Origin of the sequence: Nocardia sp. NPDC060220, from assembly GCF_042727815.1 — a bacterium.
In the GTDB taxonomy this organism is placed as follows: Bacteria; Actinomycetota; Actinomycetes; order Mycobacteriales; family Mycobacteriaceae; genus Nocardia.
Genome location: NZ_JBHWZY010000639.1, coordinates 1 through 4,077 on the forward strand (window position 1 = coordinate 1; position 4,077 = coordinate 4,077).

At 63.2% G+C, this 4,077-nt stretch carries 4 protein-coding genes; 2 read left to right on the forward strand and 2 right to left on the reverse strand.

What is annotated here, in order from left to right; all coding sequences use genetic code 11:
* A partial coding sequence (locus tag ACFWF3_RS26815; RefSeq protein ID WP_379316137.1) for a serine hydrolase domain-containing protein occupies positions 1-537 on the reverse strand: 537 nt, incomplete at its 3' end.
* 2 nt (positions 538-539) lie between these two features.
* Entirely contained in the window at positions 540-1,130 is a 591-nt protein-coding gene (locus ACFWF3_RS26820; RefSeq protein WP_379316139.1) for a QsdR family transcriptional regulator, read from the reverse strand.
* A 315-nt stretch (positions 1,131-1,445) separates the two neighbouring features.
* Here ACFWF3_RS26820 and ACFWF3_RS26825 point away from each other — a divergent pair, with 315 nt between their 5' ends.
* Both ACFWF3_RS26825 and ACFWF3_RS26830 read left to right on the forward strand, forming a co-directional pair.
* Positions 1,446-2,315 carry a crotonase/enoyl-CoA hydratase family protein gene (locus ACFWF3_RS26825; RefSeq protein ID WP_379316141.1) on the forward strand — a complete coding sequence of 290 codons (870 nt, stop codon included), beginning with the start codon at positions 1,446-1,448 and terminating at the stop codon, positions 2,313-2,315.
* A 62-nt stretch (positions 2,316-2,377) separates the two neighbouring features.
* Entirely contained in the window at positions 2,378-4,015 is a 1,638-nt protein-coding gene (locus ACFWF3_RS26830) for a long-chain fatty acid--CoA ligase (RefSeq protein ID WP_379316143.1), read from the forward strand.
* The last annotated feature ends 62 nt before the right edge of the window (positions 4,016-4,077 follow it).

Here is a 4,077-nt window from a genome sequence, read left to right on the forward strand (position 1 = left end):
CTGTGCCAGGGACTTCCCAGAGACCCGGCGAACAACTTCGCCGAGCAGTTGGCCGTAGTTCTGGGCGTGGTAGCCCGAGGACCTCCCCGGCTCCCACCACGGCTTCTGTGCAGCCAGGTGCGAACTCGCCGAATCCCAATCGTAAAGATTGTCCAGGGCGAACGGCGGTTCCCAGCCGGCGACACCGGAAGTATGGGACAGCAGGTGGCGAACCTCGATACGGTCCTTGCCGTTGGCGCCGAATTCGGGCCAGTACTCCGCGACCGGGGCGCGGACATCGAGCTGATGCCGGTCGACCAGCATCAGTACTGCCAGGCTCGTAACTGTCTTCGTCGACGACCACACGTTGGTGATGGTGTCGGCTTCCCATGGCCGGGTCCGCTCGCTGTCGCTGAACCCTCCCCATAGGTCGACAACGACCTCGCCGTCGATGTCGACGACTACTGAAGCGCCCAGCTCCTCACCTGAGGCGATGTTCTTCTCGAACTCCGTTCGGAGATCATCGAATTCGGGGCTACATTGCCCGCTTACGGTCATGACTACGTTCCCTTCGGGATATATGTGGGGTCGCCGAGCAACGCTGCTACCGCGATGGCTGCCTTCGTTGCGTCGGGGTCTTCTCCGGTGATGAGATCTGCGTAGATGAAGGATTCGGTGATCCGCGCGATGAGATAGGCCAGATCGTGCGCCGACATCGGGTGAATGAGATGGCCACGGTCCAACTCCTGTTGCACCACGCGCTCCACAGCGTCGACGATTTCGTTCAACACCGGGCTTTCCTTGGTCGTGAGCAGGCGCAGAGCGCGTTCGGGTTCGCTGCGGAGAAACCTGCGGAAATACGGTGCGTCGATGAGTGCCTGACCGAACGTGCCCGTCGCGTCCGCGATCCGGGCCGCACCGGTGCGTGTGGTCGCTGCCACCGCCGCGCGGTGAGTCGGTTCCGCGAGCGACCACAGCACGGTCGCGAGCAGATGGTCGCGATTGCCGACCCAACGGAACAGTGTTGTTCGGTCGACCCCGAGTTCAGCAGCGAGTTTCTGCATATCCAAACGGTCGCCCTCGAGGAACTTGCGCCTGGCGACGGCGATCGCCTGCTCGGCTGACACTTTGCTGTGACCCGGACCACTCATGAATGCAACATACTCACAAATGTAGCAACGAATCAAGTAGATGTTGCAAATTCGCCCGCACTCCAGGTGAAGGGCTCGTCGCGGACGAAGCGAATCTGTCGGATGAAGTCAAATTGTTGTCGCGCAAAGGCAAGTTCTCGCCGCCGAGGCTGCACAGACTTACAGCTTGTCGAGTGCTGCTGGCAAAGACGCCCAGCAGGACCGATTTCCTTCATCGACGCCGTCTCGTGGGACGGGGATGGCATAGCGAACACGATCTGGTTCGGTCGCGCGATATCCACGTCGGCCGATCACACCCCAGTCAGGAGCAACCCGGTGACCTTCCAGACCCTGCGCTACGAGGTACACGACGCGATCTTGACAATCACGCTGGACCGCCCTGACCAACTCAATGCGTTCACCGTGAGCATGGCCGACGAGCTGGTGCACGCGTTCGAGCAAGCCAGCCGTGATGACGCAGTCGCTGCGATCGTGGTGACCGGTGCCGGGCGTGCCTTCTGCGCGGGCATGGACCTGTCGGTCGGCGGCAACGTGTTCGGTCTGGATGAAACAGCCCGGCCCACACCAACAGACATGCATCACCGGCTGACCGATCCGCCGATCCATCAGGGTGTGCGTGATGCGGGCGGGCGCGTGGCGCTAGCCATCTTCGCGTGCACCAAACCGGTGATCGCCGCCATCAACGGCGCCGCAATAGGAGTCGGAGCGACGATGACCCTACCCATGGACATTCGAATAGCTAGCGATGATGCCCGCATCGGGTTCGTCTTCGGCAAGCTCGGCATCGTTCCCGAAGCGTGCAGCACGTGGTTCTTGCCGCGCATCGTCGGAATCAGCCGCGCCTTGGAATGGACCTATGCGGCCGAAATCCTTACCGCCGATGCCGCTTTCGAAAGCGGACTGGTTCGCACGGTCGTGGCGGCGACCGATCTGCTGGATACCGCGTATGCGCTGGCGAAGAAGTTCATTACTGACCGCTCACCGGTCGCTACCGCACTGGCCCGGCACATGATGTACCGCAACAGCGCACAACCGCATCCGCTCGACGCCCACCGGGTCGACTCGCTGGCGATGTTCTACACCAGCATCGCCGACGGCAAAGAAGGCGTCGACGCGTTCCTCGGCAAGAGGCGACCACAGTTCACCAGTCGAACCAGCCATCAACTGCCGCAGGTATTCGGCTGATCAACCCCACCCCACCGAGGACAACGAAAATGCGATCAATAGCTAGAGGAGACACCGCACCGATGTTGAGCACCATGCAGGACGAGCCGCTTTCGCTGGCGACGCTACTGAAGTACGCCTCGACCTTCCAAGGCGACAGCACAGTGTCCACTTGGACCGGCAGCGGCGTGCGCACCATGACCTACCGTGAAATGGGTTCTGAGGCAGCGAAACTGGCGAACGCGCTGCGCGGGTTCGGAATCGGAATCGGCGACCGGGTCGCGACCTTCATGTGGAACAACAACGAGCACATGGTCAGCTACATCGCCGTGCCCGCGATGGGCGCGGTGCTCCACGCTCTCAACATCCGATTGTTTCCAGAGCAGCTGGTGTTCGTGGCCAATCATGCCCAAGACCAGGTCGTCATCGTTGACGGCTCGCTGGTGCCGATGTTCGCCCAGTATCTGCCGAACCTGAAGACGGTCCGTCACGTCATCGTTGCCAACGGCGGCGCCGAGGCGTTGCAGGCACCTGCCGGCGTGCAGGTGCACTCCTACACCGAACTGCTCGCCACCCAGCCCGACATCTTCGACTACCCGCTGATCGATGAGCGGTCTGCCGCCGCAATGTGTTACACCTCCGGCACTACCGGCGATCCGAAGGGCGTGGTGTACTCCCACCGCTCCAACTGGCTGCACGCGATGCAGGTCGCCTCGCCGATGGGTATGGGCTGCACCGGTTCCGACAACGTGCTGGCGATCGTGCCCCTGTTCCATGCGAACGCCTGGGGCCTGCCCTATGCCGCGCTGATGGCGGGCACGAACCTGCTCATGCCCGACCGCTTCTTGCAGCCGGGACCGCTGCTGGAGATGATGGCAGACCAGAAGCCGACCTTCGCCGCAGCCGTGCCAACCATCTGGGGCGGGGTACTTGCCGGGCTGGCTGCCAGGCCGCAGGACATCTCGCACTTGCGCGCCGCGGTGGTGGGCGGGTCGGCGGTTCCGCCTTCGATGATGCGCGCCTTCCATGAGCAGCACGGATTGCGAATTGTGCAGGCTTGGGGCATGACCGAGACTTCACCGCTGGGCAGCGTCGCTCATCCGCCTGCGGGTGTCACCGGCGAGCAGGAGTGGGAGTTTCGTTATACCCAAGGTCGTTTCCCCGCCGGTGTGCAGGCACGGCTGGTCGGCGACGATGGCAACGTCGTGCCCAACGACGGCGATTCACTAGGCGAGCTGGAAGTTCGCGGACCCTGGATCACCGCCTCTTACTATTCCCCCGACGGCGTCGCGATCGACTCCGACAAGTTCGACGACGGCTGGCTGCGTACCGGCGACATCGGCAAGATCAGCCCCAACGGTTATCTCACCCTGGTCGACCGCTCCAAGGATGTCATCAAGTCCGGTGGCGAGTGGATCTCTTCGGTGGATCTGGAGAACGCGGTGATGGGCCACCCGGCCGTCGCTGAGGCCGCGGTCATCGGAGTGCCGGACGCGAAGTGGGACGAGCGGCCGCTGGTCGTCATCGTGCTGACCGAGGCCGGCGCCGCCGAGGCCGCCGAGCTGCGCGACTTCCTGGCCGACAAAGTCGCCAAATGGCAACTGCCCGAACGCTGGACCTTCATCACCGAGGTGCCCAAGACCAGCGTCGGCAAGTTCGACAAGAAACGGCTGCGCGCCCAGTACGCCGACGGCGACCTGACCGTCACCTCGCTGCCCTGACCTAGATCTCCACCAGCCCCCGACATCCTCGGGAGCCGAGCCGAGCTCAGCTCCCGAGGATG

Bases quoted from the DNA above. Each gene is read 5' to 3' on its own strand.
- ACFWF3_RS26820 (WP_379316139.1), bottom strand. From the start codon at position 1,130: ATGAGTGGTCCGGGTCACAGCAAAGTGTCAGCCGAGCAGGCGATCGCC.
- ACFWF3_RS26830 (WP_379316143.1), top strand. From the start codon at position 2,378: ATGTTGAGCACCATGCAGGACGAGCCGCTTTCGCTGGCGACGCTACTG.